This window comes from Sphingobium sp. L-44, assembly GCF_056859495.1.
Window position 1 is genome coordinate 113,120 of sequence record NZ_JBSXOQ010000116.1, and the last position, 22,694, is coordinate 135,813.

The following is a 22,694-nucleotide window of genomic DNA, read 5'->3' on the forward strand; positions in this document are numbered from 1 at the left end:
GGGTCTCTCAGGGCTGTTCGTCTAGGGAAAATATGCGGGTGGCGGCGGTCCATTTGGCGCCGGGAACGGACCAGGGCAATGGCCGCTGAACGCCATCCATCTGCGCTTCCCAGGCCTGCACCGCCGGATCGGCGGCGTCGGCCGCCGCCTTGGCCGCCGGGTCGAAATCCGGGCCGGTCTCCATCAGCATGACCAGCCGGTTGCCGCTGCGATAGATGTCCATCGCCCGGACATCGGCAGCGCGGATGCTGGCGCCGATGGCCGGCGGCAGCGCGCCGGATGCATGCCATGCCTCATATTGGGCGATGGCGGCCGCATCGTCGGCCAGGTCGATCAGCAACACATGACGCATCACATCACCCAGCCGCCGTCGATCACATGGACCGCACCGGTGGTGAAGGCGGCGTCGTCGCTGGCGAGATAGAGGACCAGGCCGGCAATCTCCTCCGCCTTGCCCAGGCGTCCCATCGGCTGGCGCGCGACGAAGGCGGTCTGGGCGGCTTCATAATCGCCGGTATCGTGCAGACGTTGTTGCAGTGAAGGCGTGTCGACGGTGCCGGGGCAGATGCAGTTGCAGCGAATGCCCTGCCCGACGAAATCGGCGGCGACCGCCTTGGTCAGGCCGATCACGCCCGCCTTGGTCGCGCCATAGGCGAAGCGGTTGGGGATGCCCTTCACCGAGCTGGCGATGGAGGACATGTTGACGATCGCGCCCGCGCCCCTTTCCACCATGCCCGGCAGGAAGGCCGAGATGGTGTGATATTGGGCGGTCATGTTGAGCGCGACGGCAAAGTCCCAGTCGGACTGGCTGCATTCCAGGATATTGCCGGCATGGACGACGCCGGCAATGTTGGCGAGGATGTCGATCGGGCCGATTTCCGCGGCCAGTGCGCGCACGGAAGCGCCGTCAGTGACGTCGAGAGCAAGGCGCTCGCAGCCCTCCAGCCCGTCAAGCGCGTCGAGATCGCGGTCGGTGGCGAAGACGCGGGCCCCCTCCGCCACGAAACGCTCGACCGAAGCCCGGCCGATGCCGCGAGCGGCGGCGGTGATGAGCGCGGTCTTGCCGGCGAGGCGGCCGTTCTGCGGGGCGCTCATGCGCGCGCCACCATCGGCAGACATTCGGGACCGATGGGATCGAAAGCCTTGTAGGTCAAAATAAACTCCTGATGGCCCAGTTGTTCGGAAAGGCTGCGCTCGCCCGCCGCGACGGCGAGGATGGCATCATAGATTTCCTGGCCGACCTGATCGAGGGTCGCTTCCCCCTCCAGGATGCGGCCGGCATTGACGTCCATGTCGGCGGCCAGGCGGCGGCCGGTTTCGGGATTGGCGCAGATCTTGATGACCGGCGAGATCGCCGATCCGACCACCGATCCGCGCCCGGTGGTGAACAAGGTGACATGCGCGCCGCAGGCGATCAGCTCGACGATCTCGGCATTGTCGGAGATGTTGGGGAAGCCGAAGCGCGGCTCGCCGTCGGGCACGACGTCGAGCAGATAGAGGCCGCCCATCGGGGGAATATCGCCCGGCTTCAATATGCCGTCGATCCGCGAGCTGCCCGACTTGCTGTAGGCGCCCATGGATTTTTCCTCCTGGGTGGTGAGGCCGCCTTCGGCATTGCCCGGCGCGAAGCTGCCAAAGCCCATGACGGTATAATAGGCCTCCGCCTTCTGCACGCAGGCCTCGATCGCGGCGGCGAGTTCGGGCGTGGCAGCGCGGTCGGCCATGATCTTCTCGCAGCCGACCAGTTCGCCCGTCTCCTCGAAGATGCAGGCCGCCCCTTCCGCCACCAGCCGGTCGAAGGCGCGGCCGACCGCCGGATTGGCGGTGATGCCGCTGGTGCCGTCCGACCCGCCGCAGATGGTGGCGACGACCAGTTCCTCAACGCCCATCGGCACGCGCTCGACCGACGCGATCTGCGCCCGCACCCGATCGACCGCTTCCAGACCGGCGGCGATGGTGGCGGCGGTGCCGCCCTTTTCCTGAATCACCAGCAGTTCGGCCGGACGGCCGCTGGCCTCCACGACGGCGCGCAATTTCTCACGATTGAAGCTTTCGCAACCGAGCGAGACGATGACGAGGCCGCCGACATTGGGATGGGTGGCGATCGCCTCCATCACCTTGGCCGCATAGGCATTGGGATAGCAGCCGGGGAAGCCGATCAGCTGGACATCGGGATCATCGGCCTTGTCGACGATGCGGCGCGCGACATGGTGCGCGCATTCGACCAGATAGGCGACGGCGACGACATTGCGGATGCCCTTGCGCCCGTCGGAACGGAGCCAGCCCTGGATCATGCGCCCTGCTCCAGCGCAGTGCGGGTGTGGCTGCTGATATAATCGCTCTTCATATTGTGCATATGGACCCATTGGCCAGCCGCGACCGGCGCGGTCATCGACCCGATCGGCGCGCCATATTTGATGACCTTGTCGCCCTGCGCCAGCGCCACGCGGGCGATCTTGTGGCCGATCGCGATGCCTTCGCGCGCGGGGATGGTGCCACCGACGACGGGAAGGATATCGCCCGCCTCGATCGCGCTGACGCAGATCAGCACATTGTCGTCGGGGTGCAGCAGGATGAGGCGGCTGTCATGTTCAAGCATGGCTGTGGGCCTTGGCAAGAGGATGGGCACGGGCGGCGGCGTCGAGCGCCGGCCAGAGCGTGTCGGGGATGGAGGCGCCCAGACGGGCGATCGTGTCATGGACCTGATCCGCGCCGACCAGGCCGGGGATCACGGCCATGACCTGCGAGTGGCGCAGCGGAAATTGCAGCGCGGCGGCGGGCAGCGCGACGCTGGCATCGCGGCAGAGCGCCGCCATGGCCTGGGCGCGGGCGAGGATCGCCGCGTCCGGGGCGGCATAGTCGAAATGGAGCGGGCCGCTGAGATCGCGGGCGAGGATGCCGCTATTATAGGGGCCGCCGACGATGACCCGCACATCGGCGCTGGCGCAGCGGTCGAGCAGTTCCTCCGCACCGCGATCGAGCAGGGTGTAGCGGCCGGCGATCAGGATCGCGTCCAGCTCCACCCGATCGAGCAGTTCGTAGCAGATCGCGACCTCGTTGACGCCGATGCCGATCGCGCCGATCGCGCCGGCGTCCCGCAGGTCGCGCATCGCCCGATAGCCGCCGTCGAGAAAGGCGGCGAGATGATCATCATGCGCATCGCCATGGGTCAGACGGCCGATATCATGGGCGAGCAGCAGGTCGATCCGGTCGCGGCGCAGGCGCGTCTGGCTGCTTTCGAAGGAGCGCAGCACGGCATCATGGCCATAATCGAAATGCGGCTCGAACGGGTCGGCATCGACGAAGCCATGACGTTCGCCCTGCGCATCGGTGGGCCGCAGCAGGCGGCCGACCTTGGTCGAGACGCGCGCCCTGCCCTGTGGGTCATGGTCGGCAAGCGCCGCACCCAGCCGCCGTTCGGCAAGGCCAAAGCCATAATGGGGGGCGGTGTCGAAATAGGCGATGCCGGCGGCGAAGGCGGCGTCGAGGGTCGCGCGCGCCTCCGCATCGCTGACGACGCGATAGAGATTGCCGATGGGCGCGGTGCCCATGCCCAGGGTCGGGAAATCGATCATGCGGCGGCTCCCTGCCTGACGCGATAGAGGCGCGCGGCATTGTCGGCAAAGATGGCGCGATGGGCCGTGACCGGCAGCGATGTGCGGGCGAGATCGAGCCAGGCGGCATAATCGGACGCGAGGGTCAGCACCGGCCAGTCGCTGCCCCAGAGCAGGCGATCCGGGCCGAACAGGGGGACCAGTTCGGCGATGAAGGGAGCGGCGGCGCCCTCCCCTGCCCCCGGCGCCAGCTCTGTCAGCAGGCCCGACAGCTTGCAGGCGACATTGGGGCAGGCGGCGAGATCGGCCATGGCGGCGCGCCAGTCCGCCGGGATCGCGTCGCCGACGAGCGGCTTGGCAGCATGGTCGATGATGATGGAGAGGTCGGGCTGGCGCCGGGCCAGCCGGGCGAGCGAGACGAGATGCTGCGGCCGCACCAGTGCGTCGAGCACCAGGCCATGCCGGGCCAATGCCGCGAAGCCGGGTGCCAGTTCCGGATCGTCGAAACAGTCGGGCGTGCGGCCCTGCATCATCGGGCGGATGCCGACCAGTGGGCCCGCGACCTGCATCGCCGCGACACGGGCGGCGACGTCTCCTGTAAGATCGATCCAGCCGACGACACCGGCGATCCGATCCGTCCCAGCCGCCAGCGCGAGCAACCAATGGGTGTCGACTTCCGATTCCTGGCTCTGCACCAGGATCGCGGCGTCGACCTTGTTGGCATCGAGCTGCGCGAGCAGATCATCCAGCCCATAGTCGCGATGGATCGCCGGCAGGTCGGCACCGGGCCATGTGCAATCGTTGCGGCCGAGCTGCCAGAGATGGACATGGGCGTCGATCATGCCGCCCCGCCCTTGCCGCGCATGCGATGGGCATAGGCCGCGACCACCAGGAAGCAGAGCGCGGGCACCAGCATTGCGGCGTTGATCGTGCCGGCCATGTCGGAAATCAGCCCCATGAGCGCGGTCAGCACCGCGCCGCCAATGATGGCCATGACGATCATCGACGCGCCCGGCTTGGTCAGCGGGCCGAGGCCGTCGAGCGAGAGGACGAAGATGGTCGGATACATGATCGACATGAAGAAGCTGGCGGCCACCAGCGCGACGACGCCGGGCAGGCCGAGCCAGACGCAGCCGACCAGTGCGAGGCCGAGATTGACGAGCGCGAACAACCGCATCAGCCGCGCGCCATCGAAGCGCGAGAGCAGCGCCGCACCGGCAAAGCGGCCGGCCATGAACAGGCCGAGCGACAGGGTCAGCAGCCAGGCGGCATGCTGGGCGGTGATGCCCGGCAGCGCGGCCTGGGCATAGCGGATGAGATAGCTCCAGATGCCGACCTGCGCGCCGACATAGAAGAATTGGGCAGCGACCCCGGCCAGATAGCGCGGACGACGCAGCAACTGACGATAGCCGGCCAGCGGCGAGGTGGCGCCGGCATGGCCCTCCACCGCCGCCTTCGGGAAAGGCGTGCGCGCGAGCAAAGCCGCCCAGGCCAGCACGACCAGCGCGATCAGCAGATAGGGCAGGCGCACGGCCGAGGCAGCAGCCGCGCCCTGTGCCGGCGCATCGGACAGGATCAGCGTTGCGCCCAGCGCCACGCCGGTGATCGAGCCGAGCGGATTGAATGCCTGGGCGAGATTGAGGCGGCGGGCAGCGCCGGCGGCATCGCCCAGCACCGCGACCATCGGATTGGCGGCGGTTTCGAGGAAAGCCAGGCCACTGGCGATCACGAACAGGGCGAACAGGAAGAAGGGATAGCTGACCGCGGCGGAGGCCGGCAGGAACAGCAAGGCCCCAAGCGCGAACAGCAGCAGGCCCAGGATCACCGTCGCCTTGTAGCCGAAGCGCTGCGCCGTCAGCGCGGCGGGAATGGCGAAGCAGAAATAGCCCAGATAGAAGGCCGACTGGACCAGACCCGAGGCGAAGTCCGAAAGGGCGAAGGCGTGCCGGAAATGGGCGATCAGCACGTCGTTGAGATTATTGGCAAGGCCCCAGAGGAAGAAGAGGCCGATCGTCAGCATGACCGCCATCTTTGTGGCGCCGCTATCTTCCTGTCTGTCTACCCTGGCATCTGCCTGCATCACCCATCCTCTCTATTGGCGAACATGGCAGGCCCGTCCCTGTTGGGATCGGGCCTGCGCAGTCGGGGGAGGTTATACGCCTCCCATGCGGATCAGTAGGTGATCCGGGCCGTCAGGCTGATGCGACGGTCATTGACCACCACGTCACGCGGGCGGCTGTCGATGCCGAAATAGGTCGCACGACGGGTGTTGGTCAGGTTGGTGCCGTCCAGCGCCAGCGCGAACTGCGGCGTCACATTATAGCTGATCGACGCGTCGAGCTGACCGAAGGGCTTGTTGAACACCGGCAGGCTGCCGGTGCCGTTGCCCGCCGTGGTCACGACATATTTGCTGCGCCAGTTATAGGCGACGCGGGCCGACAGGCCGCCCTTCTCGTAGATGCCGACGATGTTGTAATTATATTTCGACAGCAGTTCGAGCGGAACGTTGGTGACCGGGCCGCTGGTGGCGGGCGACGGTGCCTGCGAGTCCACATAGGTGAAGTTCGCCTGCATGCCGAGGCCGTCGAACGGACCGGGCAGGAAGTCGAAGAACTGCTGATAGGCGAGTTCGAAGCCCTTCACCTTGCCCTTGGCGACATTGTTGTAGGACGTCACTTCATATTCATAGCTGTTGCCATTGTCGAAGGTGACGTCGCGATAGGACACGGCGGTCTGGATGTAGTTCTTGATATTCTTGTAGAAGGCCGCCGCGGTCAGCGAGCCGGTCCGCGAGAAATACCATTCCACCGTCGCATCCAGATTGTCCGACTTCATCGGCTTCAGATACGGATTGCCGCCGCTGACCGTGTGAATCTGATCCTGCTGCGCGGCGCCCGGTTCGCTGATCGTCAGGCTGGGGTTGAGCTGCGTGAAGGTCGGACGCGAGATGTTCTTCGCGGCGGCGAAACGCAGCTGCAGATTGTCGGTCAGGTGGACGCGCAGGTTCAGGCTCGGCAGGACCGAGGTATAATCCTGCGACACGGCGATCGGGTTGAACACGGTCGGGCCGCTGACTTCATTGCCATTTTCGTCCAGCACGATCGGGGTCTGCTGATAATAGCCCGACACGTCGAGATTGGTGCGGACCACGCGGACGCCGATATTGCCGTCGATCGGATCGGCCTTGAAGAAGGCGGTGGCATAGCCGGTGAAGGTCTTCTGCCGCTGCTGGTTGGTGCCGCTCTGGGTATAGGCCGGCGCGCTGGCGATGCCCAGCGTGTCGAGCGTGTTCTGATAGTTGCGGATGATGCCGCGGTTGAAGGCGATGATGTTGCCGAACAGGTCGGCGTCGCCACGGAAGAAGTCACCCAGATCAACCGTTTCCAGTTCGCTGGGGATGCCCGACAGGCCGGTATAGCGATAGCCGGTGTCGATCGTGCGGTTCTTGCGGTCGGCATAGCGGAAGCCGGCCTTGATCGACGACAGGATGCCGGCATCGAAGCGATATTCGGCGTCGAGGCGTGCGGTCTTGTCCGACGCCTTCGATTCATTGAGGTTATCGAGATAGAAGGCGCTGGTGTAGGTCGCCGGATTGGTGAGGCCGGTTCCCGAACCGATGTTCACGACCGGGACCGAACCCGAAATATCCTGATAGAGGGTGTCGGCAACGCCGTTCAGGCCGAAGATCGAGCGCAGATTCTTGGTCTTGGCATCGACATACTGGCCGTCGGCGGTGATCGTCAGATTGTCGACCGGCTTCCACTTCAGGTTCAGCGAATAGTCCGTCGTGGTCGAATGACGGGTCTGGGCGCTGGTGTTGTTGCCGACCGGCACGTCGATGAAGGTGCCGCTCTCGAAATCGCCATTGTCGGCATAGGTGAAGGCCGCGCCGGGCTGCGGGATGATCGCGCTGCCCGAGCTGTAGGCGAAGAAGCTATAGTCGTCGAAACGGAACTTGTAGTCCGAACGGAAGACTTCGGCGGTCAGCTCCAGCGTGTCGCTGGGGCGCCACTGGAGCGCGACATCGGTGCCGAGGCGGCGACGATCGCCATAGACTTCGCCGATACCGGTACCATGCGGCAGGGTCGTGGTCTGGCCGGTGCGGCCCAGGCTCGCCAGCACTTCGGCGTCGGTCGCGTTGGTCGGATCGAGCGTGTAGAAGGGCTCGGTCGAGATCGTGTCCTGACGGAAGGCGGTCTTCTGGAAGGAGACGCTGGCGAGGATGCCGATTTCACCGATGCCGGTGTCCCAGCGGTCGCTGACCATCAGCGAGGCCGAGGGCTTGAACTTGTCGGTCAGGTCGAAATAGCTCTGGGTCGCGGTGGCGGCGACCTTCAGGCCATCGAAGTCGAACGGCTTGCGGGTGCGGAAGTTGATCGTGCCCGACAGCTGATCCTCGATCAGGTCGGCCGACGGGTTCTTGTAGACGTCGATGCCCGACAGCAGTTCGGACGGGATGTCTTCCAGGTTGAGCTGGTTGGCGCCCGAGGCGGTGAAGATGTCGCGGCCGTTGAGTTCGGTGCGGACCTGGGTCAGGCCGCGGATCGCGACCGAGCTGCCTTCGCCATATTGACGCTGGACCTGGATGCCGGTGATGCGCTGCAGCGCTTCGGCGACGTTCCGGTCGGGCAGCTTGCCAATGTCTTCGGCGACGATCGAGTCAACGATCACGTCGCTGTTGCGCTTGATCGACTGGGCGCTGGAAAGGCTGGCGCGGACACCGGTGACAACGATGCCATCTTCGGACGCAGGAGCATCGCTCGACTGTTCCGCAGCCACATCCTGGGCGTACGCCTGCACGCTGCACCCCAGCATGACGCTGGCGAGCGAGATACCGGCGAGCAATTCCGCACGCGACGGCACGTTAAAATTCTTGAACATTTGGTCCCTTCCTCTCCCCTGGCCCCTGGTCGGAGCACTGATCGATTCGGCGCCGCGATGCCGCGGCAAAAACATATTCCCCTGCCGTGATATTTCCCTATTGGGAGCGATACCAACGCGGCGCCCTATTACTCTCCGTTTCCAATTTGTGAAATATAAAAATTGATTTCACCTGTAGATGGTGTGTAGGGAAGGACCAACAGATGATGGCGCTACCAAAGGCGAGATAGCGCCCGATTGGTGAGGGGATCGGGATGGAAGGCAAGGCGCGCTACCAAGCGCCGGCCCTGAAGAAAGGGCTGGAAATTCTGGAGCTTCTGGCCGGTTCCAGCGAGCCGCTGATCATGTCCGACATATCTGCCGCGCTTGGCCGGTCGGTCAGCGAGATTTTCCGCATGCTCCAGGTGCTGGAGGAACATGGCTATATCGCCCGCGCCGAGGATGGCTATCGCCTGACCAACCGGCTGTTCACCCTGGGCATGAGCCAGCCGCCGATTCGCGACCTTGCCTCGACCGCCCTGCCGGTGATGCAGGAACTGGCGCGGCAGGCCGGGCAAAGCTGTCACATGGCGGTGGTGTCGGGCGCGGAAATGGTCGTCATCATCGCGATCGAGGCGCCGGGCCTGTCCGGCTTTGCCGTGCGCGTGGGCTATCGCCGGCCGCTGCACCGCTCCAATTCCGGCCGCATCCTGCTCGCCTTCCAGTCGCCCGAAAATCGCGAGGCGATGCTGAAGGACATCCGGGCCAGCGATCCGCAATTGGAGGAAGGCGATCTGGTCGCGCGGCTGGACGCCGCCGTCGCGGCGGGCGGCGCGGTGTCGCCCAGCCCGATGCTGACCGGCATCACCGACCTGTCGGCGCCGATCCTGGTCGGCGGGATCGCCCGCGCATCGCTGACCATGCCCTTCGTCGACGGCGCCGCCAACCGGGCGAGCATCGAGCAGTGCAATGATCTGGTGCGCGCCGCCGCGCAGGCGATCGGCGCGGCCATGTCGCCGATCAAGGATGCGCCGTCCCGCGCCACCGCCATGGAGGAAGAGCAATGACCCTGCTGGATCGCCGCAGCGCGCTGATCGCCGCCGCCGGCCTTGCCGCCCTGCCCGGCCTTGCCGCCGCGCAGACGACCGCGGCCGACGAGGTGATCGAGCTGTGGCCCGGACCGCCGCCCGGCAACACGGGCGCGCGGATCGTCCGCAAGATCGACGACCAGTCGAAAGACCCGACCAAGCCGGATCGCTGGGTGACGGGGATCGCCCGCCCGGTGCTGGTGGTGCGCCGCCCTGCCCGCCCCAATGGCGCGGCGATGCTGGTGGTGCCGGGCGGCGGCTATGGCTTCCTGTCCTACGACAATGAGGGCACGAGTCAGGCCGCCTGGCTGAACGAACGGGGCATCACCGCCTTCATCCTGCTCTATCGCCTGCCCGGCGAAGGCTGGGCGCAGCGGCAGGATGTGCCGTTGCAGGATGCCCAGCGCGCGATGCGACTGATCCGCGCGCGGGCTGTCAATTTCGCTGTCGACAAGGGCCGGGTCGGCGTGCTCGGCTTCTCGGCTGGCGGCCATCTGGCGGGATCGCTGGCGACGCGCCATGGCGAGCGCGTCTATGCCCCGGTCGATGCCGCCGATCGCGAAAGCGCGCGCCCCGATGTCGCCGGTCTCATCTATCCGGTGGTCAGCCTCGACGCGCCCTTCACCCATGGCGGGTCGCGCGACATGCTGCTGGGAGAAGGCGCCGGCGCCGACATGCGCCGGGCGCGATCGGTGGAGATGCGGGTGGACGCCGATACGTCACCCATCTTCCTGGTCCATGCCAGCGACGACGGGCTGGTGCCGCCGGCCAACAGCATTGCCCTGTTCCAGGCGATGGAAGCTGCAAAGCGGCCGGTCGCGCTTCATATCTTCGAGGATGGCGGCCATGGCTTTGGCGTGCGCCTGCCTAGGACGATGCAGCCGTCGGCCTGGCCCGGCCTGTTCATGACATTCGCCGCCAAGCAGGGATTGCTGGCGCAATGAAGACAGCGCTGTCGATAGGCCTGCTGGCGATAGCCGCCAGCGCCGGGGCGACGCCCCCGGCCTATCAAAGCGCGCCCGAACGCCGCACCGTTGCGGACAAGGATTGGGGACCATGGCTTGGCCCGTTCCGCGCCAAGCTGGTGCCCAGCCTGATGCAGGATTTTGGCGAACGCTATCTTTACGCCCCGGCCAATGCTGCCCTGCCTGCGCCGAAGGATGGCGAGCAGCGCGTCGTATTCCTGGGCGATTCCATCACCGATCGCTGGAACCTGGCCGCCAGCTTCCCCGGCAAGCCCTATGTCAATCGCGGCATCGGCAGCCAGGTGACGGCGCAGATGCTGCTGCGCTTCCATCAGGATGTCGTGGCGCTGAAGCCCAAGGTCGTGGTGATCCTGTCCGGGATCAATGACGTTCAGGGCTTCCTGCAACAGGAGAGCCCCGAACAGATCGAGGCCAATTGGGAAGCGATGGCCGACATCGCCACCGCCCATCATATCAGGGTCGTGTTCGGATCGATCCTGCCGGTCAACAACTACACGGATGCGGCGAAGGATGTGGTGGCGGAGCGCAAGCCGGCCGAACTGGTCGCGCTCAACCAGTGGTTGCGTGCCTATTGCGCGCAGCATGGCCATGTCTTTGCCGATTATCATGCCGCGATGGTCGACCAGAATGGCCTTATGGCCGCCGCCTATACCCAGGACGGCGTCCATCCGCTGAACAATGGCTATGCCGTGATGGCGCCGATCGCCGCCAGGGCGATCGCGCAGGCGCTAGGAACAAGGAAATGAGGACGACGATGCTGCGTTTCACCGCCCCCCTTCTCGCCGCCGCCTGCGCAATGGCGCTGGCCGTGCCGGCCCTCGCCGAAACCAAGGTGCCGGGCGATCCGCATGCCGATGATCCGGTCGGCATCGTCGCCGATCCCTGCCCCACCCATGAAAAGCCGAGCGACGAGGCCGGCTGGAAGCTGTGGAACCTGCACATGCTGACCCGCGATTTCGGGCAACTGTGCCGCTATGCCGCCGCCAACAAGGCAATCGAGGGCCAGAAGGTCCGCGTCGTCTTCATGGGCGATTCCATCACCGACAACTGGATCAACCTGGACCCGACCATGTTCCAGAACGGGCTGGTCGATCGCGGCATCAGCGGCCAGACGACGCAGCAGATGCTGGTGCGCTTCCGCAATGACGTGATCGCGCTGAAACCGCAGGCCGTCCACATCATGGCGATGACCAACGACATCGCCGGCAATACCGGTGCGGCGACGATGGAAACGGTGCTGGGCAATATCCAGACCATGGCCGACCTGGCCCGCGCGCACGGCATCAAGGTCATCATCGCCTCCGTGCCGCCCGCCGCCGCTTTCCCCTGGAGCCCCGGCATGACGCCCGCACCGCAGGTCGCCGCGATCAACAAATGGCTGGCCGACTATGCCCGCGCCAATGGCTTCACCTTCGTCGATTATCACAAGGCGATGGCACAGCCCGATGGCGCGATGAAGCCGGGCCTGTCGAGCGACGGCGTCCATCCGACCAAGGAAGGCTATGCCATCATGCGTCCGCTGGCCGAGGCCGCGATCGCCAAAGCGCTCGGAGAGAAATGATGCAGGATTTCGGACGCCGATCCTTCCTGGCGGGCGCGGCTGCGCTGGGCCTGGCCAATGCCGCCCGCGCGGCCAGCCCGATGGGCACCGCCAAGGGGCCGGTGCAGGCCAACTGGCCCTCGCTGGTCGACAATTACCGCTATCCCGACTGGTTCCGTGACGCGAAGCTGGGCATGTGGTCGCACTGGGGGCCACAATCGGTGCCGGCGCAGGGCGACTGGTATGGCCGCTTCATGTATATGCAGGGCCACCCGATGTACGAGCACCACCTCAAAACCTACGGCCATCCGTCGGTCGCGGGGATGAAGGACATCCAGAATCTCTGGACCGCCGACAAGTGGGATCCCGATGCGCTGATGGCCAAATATCAGAAGGCCGGCGCCAAATATTTCATGGCGCTGGCCTGCCATCACGACAATCTCGATTGCTATGACAGCCGCTATCACGCCTGGAACAGCCTGCGCGTCGGGCCGAAGAAGGATATTGTCGGCATCTGGGAAAAGGCGGCGCGCAAGGCCGGCCTGAAATTCGGCGTGTCGAACCATGCCGCCCATGCCTGGCACTGGTATCAGCCCGCCTATGGCTATGATCCGGTCGGCCCGCAGAAGGGCGTGCGGTATGACGCGTTCCGGCTGCGCAAGGAAGACGGCAAGGGCCAATGGTGGGACGGTCTCGACCCGCGCGAACTCTATACCGGCGGCCATGCCGTGCTGCCCGACGGCATCGACACGATCGAGGCGATGGACAAGTGGCACGACGCCAATAATGGGCAGTGGATCGAGACCGGGCCGAAGGACGATCCGGCCTATGTCACCCGCTGGCTGCTGCGCCAAACCGACCTGGTCGCGAAATACAAGCCCGACATGGTCTATATGGACGATCATGAACTGCCCTTCGGTCCCGTAGGGCTGGAAGCGGCGGCGGACTATTATAACCGGTCGATCGAATGGCACGGCAAGATCGACGTGGTCATGACCGGCAAGCAGTTGAAACCCTATGCCCGGTTCGGCATCGTCCAGGATGTCGAGCGCGGCTATACCGACCATATCTGGGACGAGCCCTGGCAGACCGATACCTGCATCGGCGACTGGTTCTACAATATCGCCCGACTGACCGACAAAAGCTACAAGAGCGCCGAGCAGGTGATCCAGCGGCTGGCCGATGTCGTGTCGAAGAACGGCAATCTGATGCTGTCCATTCCGCAGCCCGGCGACGGCTCGATCGACAGCGAGGCGGAGAAGATACTGGACGCGATGGCCGGATGGATGGTGCATGGCGGCGAGGCGATCTTCGGTTCGCGCCCGTGGAAGCGCTATGGCGAAGGGCCGACCCAGGCGATCGTGGGCATGCAGAATGAGGAGAAGGCCAAGCCCTTCACCGCGCAGGACATCCGCTTCACCACCAACAAGGGCGCGCTCTATGCGCTGTTCCTGGGCAAGCCGGCCGGATCTACGACCATCCGCTCACTGGCGCGCGGCCAAGGGACTGGCACAATCGAGCGGGTAACGCTGCTCGGCGGCGGCCAGCTTGCCTTCCGTCAGGATGGCGCGGGCCTCCACTTCACCATGCCGCACGGCATCGATTTCGTCGCCGCCGTCCGCATCGACGGCTGGGGTCTGGTTTAATGCAAGTACAGGGAATGACTGGGATGATCGCAAAGGGCTATAAGGCAAGACTGGCGGGGATCGCATTGGGTGCATCCTGCATCGCCATCGCCGCACCGGCGCTGGCCGCGCCGATGGCGCTGCTGGATCGCAATGGCAGCCGGGTCGCGATCGAACCCTATGCCCCCAATATCGTGCGCGTCACCATCGCGATGGATCCCGACCTGGCGCAGGCGGCACCGGGCGAAGGCCCCAATGCCAAGGCCGATGCCAGCGGCTGGACCCATAGCAGCGACGCGACCGGCGACATCTTCACCTCCTCGGCGATTTCGCTGACGATCGATGCCCAGCCCTGGCCCGGCGCGCCGACCCAGATGCAGCGCTATTTCGCCCCGGCCCTGCCGCCGGTCAGCCTGTCGGTGAAGGATGCCAGCGGCACCGTCCTCACCAAGATGACCGGCTGGGAAATGGCGCCCGTGACCGTCAATGGCGAGAAGACCTTCAAGGTCGGCGCCAGCTTCGACGCACCGCTGGACGAACATTATTACGGCCTGGGCCAGAACCAGGAAGGCTATATGGATCTGCGCGGCAAGCAGATCGACTGTTCGCACAGCTATGACGCGCCGGCCGGCGAGACCGTCTGCGTCCCCTTCCTGGTCACCAACAAGGGCTATGGCATCGTCTGGGACAATCCCGCCCGCACTTTGGTGTGGCCCGGCCTGCACAATTCGACCCGCTTCCAGAGCCAGGTCGGCGAGCGCGTGTCCTTCTTCGTCATCACCGGCAAGACGACCGATGACCTCTATGCCGGCTATGCCAAGCTGACCGGCGCGACGCCGCTGCCGCCCAAGGCCGGTTTCGGCCTGATCCAGAGCAAGGCGCGCTACGAGAGCCAGAAGGAGTTGCTCGACGTCGCCAATGGCTATCGCCAGCGCAATCTGCCGCTCGATATCATGGTGCTCGACTGGTTCTACTGGACCCGCATGGGCCAGCTCGACATCGACCGCACCTATTATCCCGACCCCAAGGGGATGAACGATCAGCTCAACGCCATGGGCATGCGGTCGATCATCAGCGTGTGGCCGCGGTTCGAGCGCGAAGGCCGCTATTTCGAGTATCTCAAGTCCAAGGGCTGGTTCCTGAAGGACAAGGACGGCAATCCGGTCGACGGCCTGCCGATGCGGTCCGACCGGGCCGGCGCGCTGATCGACAGCACCAACCCTGAGGCCCGCGAATGGTTCTGGGGCAAGCTGCGCGACAATATTGCGAGCCAGGGCTTCGACTGGTTCTGGCTGGACGAGACCGAGCCGGATCTGGTGCCCGACGGCTATCAATATTCGATCGGATCGGGCGACCGCTATCATAACCTGTTCCCGCTGGTGCATACGTCGGGCGTGGCCGAAGGCTCGGAGCGCGACCGCCCCAATTTCCGCAACATGATCCTGGCGCGCGCCGCCTATCTGGGCTCGCAGCGCAATGGCGGCCTGTTCTGGTCATCGGACATCAAGTCGACCTGGGAAGCGCTCGACCGGCAGGTGCCCGCCGGTCTCAACTTCACCGCGTCGGGGCTGGCTTATTGGGGCAGCGACATTGGCGGCTGGCAGTGGCCGAGCGGCCCCAAGGCGCAGCATCCGGTGCTGCTCGATCCGGCCGGCATGACGGCGGCGGGTGCGGACTATACCGATTATCCCGAACTGTTCGTGCGCTGGTTCCAGTATAGTGTGTTCACGCCGACGCTGCGCATCCATGGCCAGCGCCCGGACACGGAATTGTGGACCTATGGCAAGGCGGCCGAGCCGATCCTGGCCGACTGGCTGCGCCTGCGCTACACGCTGATCCCCTATATCTATGCGCTGGGCCGCCACACCTATGACACCGGCGCGCCGTTCATGCGCGGCCTGTTCATGGACTTCCCGAACGATCCCAAGGTGTCGGACATCGGCGACCAATATATGTTCGGCCCCGCCTTCCTGGTCGCCCCGGTGACCAAGCAGGGCCAGACCAAGCGGTCGGTCTATCTGCCGGCCGGCACCGCCTGGTATGATTATTGGACCAACCAGAAGTATGAGGGCGGCCAGACGATCGAGGTGGATGCCCCGATCAACCGCATGCCGCTGTTCGTGAAGGCCGGTTCGATCGTGCCGATGGGCGTGCAGGTGAAGAGCACGGCCGAAAAGCAGGCCCTGGAGAGCATCCGGGTTTATCCGGGTGCCGATGCGCACTTCACCCTTTATGACGATGACGGCACGACCAATGCCTATCGCAAGGGCGGCATGAAGGCCGAGCTGGTCTGGGACGACAAGGCAAAGACGCTGACGAGCAAGACGAAGCTGCCCACCGGCCAGGCCATCAGCGGCCTGGTGCAGATCGTCGGTCAATAAGGAGACAAAGAAGATGACGGGTATCAATCGCCGCGAACTGGGCCTGGGCCTGGGTGCCGCCGCGCTGGGCGCGGGCCTGGCCGGCAGCAGCAGTGCGAACGCGCAGGCCGCAGCCGCGGCCGCCGGCGCGCCGCAGGGCAGCCTCGCCTTCCCCGCCGACTTCCTGTGGGGCTGCGCCACCGCATCCTATCAGATCGAGGGCGCCGTGAACGCAGATGGCCGCGGCCAGACCAACTGGGACGTGTTTTCCCACACGCCGGGCAAGGTCGCCAATGGCGACACCGGCGACATCGCCTGCGACAGCTATAACCGCTATCAGGACGATATCGCCCTTTTGAAGGCGCTGGGCGTCAAGGCCTATCGCTTCTCGATCGCCTGGTCGCGCATCTTCCCCAATGGCCGGGGCAAGCCCAATGCCAAGGGGCTGGATTATTATAATCGTCTGGTCGACGGACTGCTGGCGGCGGGGATCACCCCGCATGTCACCATGTTCCACTGGGATCTGCCCCATGCCCTGCCGGGCGGCTGGCAGAATCGCGACACCAGCTACGCCTTCGCCGACTATGCCGGCTATACCGCCGGCAAGCTGGGCGACCGCGTCAATCACTTCATGACGGTCAACGAACTGCGCTGCTTCACGGACCTCAGCTACATGACCGGCGGCAAGGCGCCGGGCCTGAAGCTGCCGATGAAGGAGGTGAACCAGGTGCGCCACCATGGCGTGCTGGCCCATGGTCTGGGCGTGCAGGCGATCCGCGCTGCGACCAAGTCGGGCACGCAGGTCGGCATTGCCGACAATCCCAACATCTATGTCCCCGCGATCGAGACGCCCGAGCATATCGAGGCGGTGAAGAAGGCCGTGCGCGAAGAGAACGCCATGTTCCTGACCGCGATCATGGAAGGCCGCTACATCGACAGCTATCTGACCGCGCAGGGCAAGGATGCGCCGGTGGTCAAGGAAGGCGACATGAAGCTGATCGGCGCGCCGCTCGATTTCCTGTCGGTCAATGTCTATACCGGCAACACCGTCCGCGCCGACGACACCGCACCGTCGGGCTACAAGATCCTGCCTCATCCGGGTCAGGCACCGCGCATGCCCTCCCCCTGGCTCTATGTCACGCCGGAGGTCATCTATTGGGGGATGCGCGCCATCAGCGAGAACTGGAAGCCCAAGGGCCTCTATATCTCCGAAAATGGCTGCTCGGCCGACGATACCGTCGCGGCGGACGGCAAGGTCTATGACACCGACCGTGTCATGTATCTACGCAATTACCTGACCCACCTGCAGCGCGCGACCCGCGAGGGGCTGCCGGTGAAGGGCTATTTCGTCTGGAGCCTGATGGACAATTTCGAGTGGGAGGATGGCTATACCAAGCTGTTCGGCATCCACCATGTCGACTTCAAGACCCAGAAGCGCACGCCCAAGCTCAGCGCCGACTGGTATCGCGAACTGGTGCGCACCAACAAGCTGGTGTGACCCGAGCGCCGCCGCCGTCCCCTTGCGGATGGCGGCGGCGACCTAGGGCCAATCGCCCCTAAAATTCCACGCCATATCGACATATGGCGTCGCATGGGCATTATCCCCTCGCATTGCCGGCCGCTGACTCGCGCCGCGCAATATCCAAGAGAGATAAGGAGTTACCCATGACGATGTCGCCGCTGTCCCGTGCCTCCCGCGCCGCCTGGCGGACGCTGGCCTGTGCCGGGCTGCTGTCCGCTTCCGCCCTGGCCGTGGCGGCCACGACCGCGCCGCAGTTCGACGTCGCGCGCATCGTCAACGACATCAAGATCCTGGCCAGCGACGAGTTTGAAGGCCGTGGCCCGGCGACCCGCGCCGAGACCAAGACGATCGACTATATCGCCAAGCAGATGGCGGCAGCCGGGCTGAAGCCCGCCGGCGACAAGGGCACTTGGTTCCAGGACGTGCCGCTGCGCATGTCGAACATCACCGGCACACCCAGCCTGTCGATGACCGTGGGCGGCGCAGCCCAGCCGCTGACCCAGGGTACGGAAATCGCCGTGCGCGCGGCCGAGACCGGCCAGTCGGCGGTCAAGTTCGCCAACCTGCCGCTGGTCTTCGTCGGCTATGGCGTGAAGGCGCCCGAGCGCGGCTGGGACGATTTCAAGGGCGTGGACCTTAAAGGCAAGATCATGGTCGTGCTGGTCAACGACCCCGATTTCGAGGGGGGCGAAGGCGATTTCGGCGGCAAGCTGATGACCTATTATGGCCGCTGGACCTACAAATATGAAGAAGCCGCGCGCCAGGGCGCGGCCGGCGTGCTGGTGGTGCATGAAAGCGAGCCGGCCTCCTATGGCTGGGCGACGGTCAAGAACAGCAACACCAACACCATGTTCGACATCGTCCGCGCCGATCCCAAGAGCGCGCACACCCAGATGGAAGGCTGGATCCAGAAGGATCTGGCGGCCAAGCTGCTGGCCGCGTCGGGCGTCGATTTCGAGGCGGCCAAGGCGGCCGCGCGCAAGAAGGACTTCAAGCCCATTCCCCTGAAGGCAACGATGAGCGCCGACTATGCGGTGAAGTCGGAAATCATCACCTCGCACAATGTCGCGGGTATCCTGCCGGGCAGCAAATATCCCGACGAGACCGTCATCTATTCCGCGCACTGGGACCATCTGGGCATCGGCGCGCCGGACGCGAAGGGCGACACCATCTATAATGGCGCGCGCGACAATGCGTCGGGCACCGCCGCCCTGCTGGAACTGGCCCGCGCCTATGCCAAGGGCCCCAAGCCCGAGCGCAGCGTGCTGTTCCTGGCGGTGACGGCCGAGGAGAAGGGCCTGCTGGGGTCGGAATATTATGCCGACAATCCGCTGCGCCCGCTGGCGACCACGGCCGGCGTCATCAACATGGACGGCCCCTTCGCCGCCGAGAAGACGGTCAATTTCTCCATCTCCGGCGCGGCGAAGCTGGACCTGCTGACCCTGCTGACGCAGGAAGGCGAGAAGCTGGGCCGCCATTATACGCCGGATGCGCGCCCCGAAGCGGGCAGCTTCTACCGCTCCGACCATTTCCCGATGGCCAAGCGCGGCGTGCCTGCCATCTCGTTCAATCCGGGCCGCGAACTGGTGAATGGCGGCGCGGCGCGCGGCAAGGAACTGGGCGATATCTATACCCGCGATCGCTATCACCAGCCGGCCGACCAGTATGACGACAGCTGGAACACCAGCAGCTGGGAGGGCGACATGACCCTGCTCTACAATGTCGGTCGCCGCGTCGCCGACGGCCATGACTGGCCCAACTGGTCGAGCGACAGCGAATTCCGCGCGGCCCGCGACGCCAGCCAGGCACAGCGCAAATAAGATGTGAGGCGTGGCGGCCGGTGCCTACCGGCCGCCATGTCATATCGGCAGTTCGTGGGTCGACTTGATTTCGGACAGGGCGACGGTCGAGTTGATTTCCTGGACGCCGGGCAGCTTGCTCAACCGTTCGAAGAAGAAGCGTTCATAGGCCTCGATATCCTTGGCCACGATGCGCAGCATGAAATCCATCGTGCCGAGCAGCACGAACGCCTCCAGCACTTCGGGAAAGCCGCCGATCGCGGCGCTGAATTCGTCCAGATTGGCGCGACCATGGGCGTTGAGCTTTACCTGGGCGAAGACCTGGGCATTGAGGCCGACCTTGCGCCGGTCGAGCAAGGCCACCCGCTTGCGGATCAGCCCTTCCTTTTCCAGCCGGTCGATGCGGCGCCAGCAGGGCGACGGAGTCAGCCCGACCTTGTCCGCGATCTCCGCCGTGGTCTGGCTGGCATCGCGCTGCAATTCGCGGAGAATCTTCCGCTCGAAATGGTCGAGTTCGATCATATTTTCCTACATATCGCCGATGACAGGATAATTCATCCTCATATTGGCAATATCGGGCTTCAAATCAGGCAAGATTCTTCTCTGGCGACCAGCGATAAGGCGGCATCATCCCGAGGAGAAGAATATGGTTTCCCGTCCTGCCCGCCTGAACCCGCCGATGCAGTCGGTGCGGCTGCTTGATCCCGCCAGCGGGCTGGACGGCGTGATTGCCATCCACAGCACCGCGATCGGGCCGGGCGCCGGCGGCTGCCGCTTCTGGCATTATGCCGACATCGGCGCGGCGCTGGACGATGCCTGCCGCCTGGCCGAGGGCATGAGCTACAAGAATGCCATGGCCGGCCTGCCCTTTGGCGGCGCCAAGGCGGTGCTGCGCCGACCCGAAGGCGAGTTCGACCGGGTCGCGCTGTTCCAGGCGTTCGGCCGCGCGGTCGAGGAACTGGGCGGCACCTATGTCACGGCCGAGGATGTCGGCACCAGCGTCGCCGACATGCAGGCGGTGGCCAGCCAGACCCGTCATGTCGCGGGCCTGGACGTAGCCGAGGGCGCAGCCGGTGGCGATCCGTCGCCCTGGACCGCGCTGGGCGTGTTCGAGGCGATGCAGGCGGCCGCCCGCCAGTCTCTGGGCGCAGAACTGTCCGACCTGACGGTCGCGGTGCAGGGCACCGGCAATGTCGGCGCGGCGCTGTGCCGTCGCCTGGCCGATGCCGGCGCCCGTCTGGTGATTGCCGACATCGATCCGCGCCGCCGCAACACGCTGGCCGCCGTGCTGAACGCGAATGTGGTGGACGTGGCCGACATCGCCGCGGTCGAGGCGGACATCTTTGCCCCCTGCGCCCTGGGCGGCGCGCTCGATCCGCAGAGCGTGGTGGCGATGCAGGCGCGCCTGGTCTGCGGCGCGGCCAACAACCAGCTGGCGACGCCCGATGTGGCGGAGCTGCTGCGGACGCGCGGCATCGTCTATGTGCCCGATTATGTCGCCAATGCCGGCGGCATCATCAGCGTGTCGGCCGAATATCTGGGCGAAGACCGCGCCAGCGTCGCCGCCCGCGTCGACCAGATCGGCGGCCGGGTCGCCCAGATACTGGACCAGGCCAAGCGCGAGGAGCGCTCCCCCGCGCTGGTCGCCGACGAAATGGCCGAAGCCATCATCGGCGAGGCCGAACGCCAGGCGGCGTAATCGCAAGCCGCAGTGATGCTGCGCATCAGCGGCTTGAAAGGCTCAGACGCCGCGCGGGCTTGATCAAGGCGTGATGCGGAAAACCCATCACGCCCTGATAGTCCCCCCCTCCCCTCTGCGCTGTCGGTCAGTCCCGGCAGCGCAGGGTGGCAAGCGCCGCCAACAGCATGACGGCGCCGGCAAAGGCCATGGTCCAGATCGGTTCGGTCGGGAAGAAATGGCGCATGATCGTGCCCATCACCGTCGCCACCAGCAATTGCGGGAGGACGACGAAGGCGTTGAACAGCCCCATATAAATGCCGAGCTTGGTCTGCGGCACGCTGGAGGCGAGCATCGCATAGGGCATGGCGAGGGTCGAGGCCCAGGCGATGCCGATCGCCACTTCCGACAATAGCAATGCGTGAGCGTCGCGCAGGACAAGGAAGGACAGGAAGCCGAGCGCGCCGAGCGTGAGCGCCAGCGCATGGGTCCGGGCCTGGCCGATGCGGCGGGCGAGCGGCTGGAGCAGGAAGGGCGCGGCGAAAGCGGCGACGCCATTATAGGTGGCGAAGAGGATGCCGACCCAATTGCCCCCTTCATTATAGGCGGCACTGGTCGGGTCGGCCGATCCGAACACATATTGGGCGACCACCGGCGTGGTATAGATCCACATGATGAAGAGCGCCGACCAGGTGAAGAACTGGACCAGCGCCAGCTTCTTCATCATCGCCGGCATGGTCGCGAAATTGCCGACCACATGGCTGAGCAGATTGTCGGTCCGCCCCTGCGCATGGAGGCCGCGCGCGACGATGCGGGCGATGCCATAGGCGGCGAGGAGCCCGCCCAGCAGATACAGCTCCTTTTCCAGCGCCCAGCCCCAGACGGCGGCGATGATGGCAAGGCCGGCGACGATCCAGAGCGGACCACCGGCGGGGACCGGCGGCGCCGCCTCCTGGCTGGCCGCTTCGCTGGCCTGGGCAAAGCGGGCCATCTGCTCGGGCGAATATTCGCGGGTGGTGAGCACGGTCCACAGCACGGCGAGGAACAGCGCGGCACCGCCGATATAGAAGCTGATGTGCACCGTATCGGGGATCATGCCGGCGGGGGCGACATTGGAGACGCCCATCTGGTCGAGCAGCCAGGGGGTGGAGGAGCCGATCACCGCGCCGGTGCCGATGAAGGCGGTCTGGATCGCATAGCCGGCCATATGCTGTTCCTTCGCCAGCATGTCGCCGACAAAGGCCCGAAACGGCTCCATCGAGACATTGAGCGAGGCGTCAAGAATCCAGAGCATCAGCGCGGCGGCCATCAGGCCCGGCGCATTGGGCATGCCGAAAAGCGCAAGCGCCGCGAACAGCGCACCGGCGAAGAAATAGGGCCGGCGCCGGCCGAGGCGGCACCAGGTGCGGTCGCTATAATGGCCGATCACAGGCTGGACCAGCAGGCCGGTCAGCGGCGCGGCGATCCACAGCAAGGCGAGATTGTCGAGATTTTCCCCCAGCGACTGGAAGATGCGCGACATGTTGGCGTTCTGCAGCGCGAAGCCGATCTGGATGCCGAAGAAGCCGAAGCTGATATTCCACAGCCCCCAGAAGCCCTGGCGCGGCCGACCGTCGGACGTCGTCGCGCCCGTTTCCAGCCCCATCTCACTCATTCCGGCCATCCCCATCCTTCGCCTTAAC

At 65.4% G+C, this 22,694-nt stretch carries 19 protein-coding genes; 9 read left to right on the top strand and 10 right to left on the bottom strand.

Going from position 1 to position 22,694, the window contains the following annotated elements; translation table 11 throughout:
• Positions 1-7: 7 nt before the first annotated feature.
• The 8 genes from AC13EK_RS20630 to AC13EK_RS20665 all read right to left on the bottom strand — a co-directional run bounded on the left by AC13EK_RS20630 (position 8) and on the right by AC13EK_RS20665 (position 8,435).
• Positions 8-352 (bottom strand): L-rhamnose mutarotase, encoded by a 345-nt coding sequence (locus tag AC13EK_RS20630; RefSeq protein WP_007712318.1) that lies wholly within the window; start codon positions 350-352, stop codon positions 8-10.
• Complete coding sequence (locus AC13EK_RS20635; RefSeq protein ID WP_069337392.1) at positions 352-1,119, bottom strand: SDR family oxidoreductase; 768 nt, start codon at positions 1,117-1,119, stop codon at positions 352-354. Before AC13EK_RS20635 ends, AC13EK_RS20630 begins: the two co-directional genes overlap by 1 nt.
• Positions 1,092-2,294, bottom strand: coding sequence for a UxaA family hydrolase (locus AC13EK_RS20640; protein ID WP_069337393.1), 1,203 nt, complete (start codon positions 2,292-2,294; stop codon positions 1,092-1,094). The genes AC13EK_RS20635 and AC13EK_RS20640 overlap by 28 nt, the downstream gene beginning before the upstream one ends.
• Positions 2,291-2,599: a UxaA family hydrolase gene (locus AC13EK_RS20645; protein WP_069337394.1), complete on the bottom strand. Its 309-nt coding sequence runs from the start codon at positions 2,597-2,599 to the stop codon at positions 2,291-2,293. The genes AC13EK_RS20640 and AC13EK_RS20645 overlap by 4 nt, the downstream gene beginning before the upstream one ends.
• Entirely contained in the window at positions 2,592-3,575 is a 984-nt protein-coding gene (locus AC13EK_RS20650) for an aldo/keto reductase (protein WP_069337395.1), read from the bottom strand. Before AC13EK_RS20650 ends, AC13EK_RS20645 begins: the two co-directional genes overlap by 8 nt.
• A complete protein-coding gene (locus AC13EK_RS20655) occupies positions 3,572-4,396 on the bottom strand; it encodes an amidohydrolase family protein (RefSeq protein WP_069337396.1) in 825 nt (274 codons plus the stop codon). Before AC13EK_RS20655 ends, AC13EK_RS20650 begins: the two co-directional genes overlap by 4 nt.
• A complete protein-coding gene (gene fucP / locus AC13EK_RS20660) occupies positions 4,393-5,574 on the bottom strand; it encodes an L-fucose:H+ symporter permease (protein WP_234792390.1) in 1,182 nt (393 codons plus the stop codon). The genes AC13EK_RS20655 and fucP overlap by 4 nt, the downstream gene beginning before the upstream one ends.
• A 152-nt stretch (positions 5,575-5,726) precedes the next feature.
• Positions 5,727-8,435 carry a TonB-dependent receptor gene (locus AC13EK_RS20665; RefSeq protein WP_483022375.1) on the bottom strand — a complete coding sequence of 903 codons (2,709 nt, stop codon included), beginning with the start codon at positions 8,433-8,435 and terminating at the stop codon, positions 5,727-5,729.
• Between the two features lie 254 nt (positions 8,436-8,689).
• On the opposite strand from AC13EK_RS20665, the gene AC13EK_RS20670 reads away from it, so the two are divergent.
• From AC13EK_RS20670 to AC13EK_RS20705, 8 genes are all read left to right on the top strand, one after another.
• On the top strand, positions 8,690-9,481 hold the full coding sequence (locus AC13EK_RS20670; RefSeq protein WP_004208382.1) for an IclR family transcriptional regulator: 792 nt from the start codon (positions 8,690-8,692) through the stop codon (positions 9,479-9,481).
• Complete coding sequence (locus AC13EK_RS20675; RefSeq protein ID WP_069337399.1) at positions 9,478-10,446, top strand: alpha/beta hydrolase; 969 nt, start codon at positions 9,478-9,480, stop codon at positions 10,444-10,446. The genes AC13EK_RS20670 and AC13EK_RS20675 overlap by 4 nt, the downstream gene beginning before the upstream one ends.
• The gene (locus tag AC13EK_RS20680; protein ID WP_069337400.1) at positions 10,443-11,234 is read left to right on the top strand and encodes a GDSL-type esterase/lipase family protein; all 792 of its coding nucleotides are present in this window, start codon (positions 10,443-10,445) and stop codon (positions 11,232-11,234) included. The genes AC13EK_RS20675 and AC13EK_RS20680 overlap by 4 nt, the downstream gene beginning before the upstream one ends.
• Before the next feature lie 8 nt (positions 11,235-11,242).
• On the top strand, positions 11,243-12,049 hold the full coding sequence (locus tag AC13EK_RS20685; protein WP_069337409.1) for an SGNH/GDSL hydrolase family protein: 807 nt from the start codon (positions 11,243-11,245) through the stop codon (positions 12,047-12,049).
• The gene (locus AC13EK_RS20690; protein WP_069337410.1) at positions 12,049-13,674 is read left to right on the top strand and encodes an alpha-L-fucosidase; all 1,626 of its coding nucleotides are present in this window, start codon (positions 12,049-12,051) and stop codon (positions 13,672-13,674) included. Before AC13EK_RS20685 ends, AC13EK_RS20690 begins: the two co-directional genes overlap by 1 nt.
• Before the next feature lie 23 nt (positions 13,675-13,697).
• Positions 13,698-16,034: a glycoside hydrolase family 31 protein gene (locus tag AC13EK_RS20695; protein WP_069337401.1), complete on the top strand. Its 2,337-nt coding sequence runs from the start codon at positions 13,698-13,700 to the stop codon at positions 16,032-16,034.
• Between the two features lie 13 nt (positions 16,035-16,047).
• The gene (locus AC13EK_RS20700) at positions 16,048-17,511 is read left to right on the top strand and encodes a GH1 family beta-glucosidase (protein WP_069337402.1); all 1,464 of its coding nucleotides are present in this window, start codon (positions 16,048-16,050) and stop codon (positions 17,509-17,511) included.
• 167 nt (positions 17,512-17,678) lie between these two features.
• Positions 17,679-19,355: a M28 family metallopeptidase gene (locus AC13EK_RS20705; RefSeq protein WP_069337403.1), complete on the top strand. Its 1,677-nt coding sequence runs from the start codon at positions 17,679-17,681 to the stop codon at positions 19,353-19,355.
• A gap of 39 nt (positions 19,356-19,394) precedes the next feature.
• Here AC13EK_RS20705 and AC13EK_RS20710 read toward each other — a convergent pair whose 3' ends face one another.
• Positions 19,395-19,856, bottom strand: a complete 462-nt coding sequence (locus tag AC13EK_RS20710) for an Lrp/AsnC family transcriptional regulator (RefSeq protein WP_004208390.1) — start codon at positions 19,854-19,856, stop codon at positions 19,395-19,397.
• A 124-nt stretch (positions 19,857-19,980) separates the two neighbouring features.
• Here AC13EK_RS20710 and AC13EK_RS20715 point away from each other — a divergent pair, with 124 nt between their 5' ends.
• Complete coding sequence (locus AC13EK_RS20715) at positions 19,981-21,033, top strand: Leu/Phe/Val dehydrogenase (RefSeq protein WP_069337404.1); 1,053 nt, start codon at positions 19,981-19,983, stop codon at positions 21,031-21,033.
• 127 nt (positions 21,034-21,160) lie between these two features.
• Here the strand turns inward: AC13EK_RS20715 and AC13EK_RS20720 are convergent, their stop codons facing one another.
• Positions 21,161-22,666: an MFS transporter gene (locus AC13EK_RS20720; RefSeq protein ID WP_069337405.1), complete on the bottom strand. Its 1,506-nt coding sequence runs from the start codon at positions 22,664-22,666 to the stop codon at positions 21,161-21,163.
• Positions 22,667-22,694 lie beyond the last annotated feature (28 nt).